Genomic DNA, 336 nt, shown 5'->3' on the forward strand with positions numbered 1-336 from the left:
GGGTGGGGGTGGACGACGACTTCTTCGAGCTGGGTGGTCATTCGCTGCTGGCGACGCGTCTGGTGAGCCGTGTCCGGTCGGTGATGGGGCTGGAGGTGTCGGTCCGGGACCTGTTCGAACGGCCGACCGTACGCGGTCTGGCGACGCGGGTCGGCGGTCGCGACCGGACCCGTCCGCTGCTGCGGCGGGCCGCGCGCTCCGGCCGCGTCCCGGCGAGCTATAGCCAGCAGCGGATGTGGTTCATCGAGCAGTTGGAGAGCACGGGTTCGCTGTACAACGTGCCGCTGGCGCTGCGGCTGTCGGGGCGGCTGGACCGGGTGGCGCTGGAGCGGGCGC

At 72.3% G+C, this 336-nt stretch carries 1 protein-coding gene; it reads left to right on the plus strand.

Features of this window, described 5'->3' with window-relative positions:
• The coding region (locus RM590_RS35860; protein WP_311708989.1) for a phosphopantetheine-binding protein at positions 1-336 on the plus strand (336 nt) is incomplete at both ends.

The organism is Streptomyces litchfieldiae, assembly GCF_031845365.1.
Lineage (GTDB): Bacteria > Actinomycetota > Actinomycetes > Streptomycetales > Streptomycetaceae > Streptomyces > Streptomyces litchfieldiae.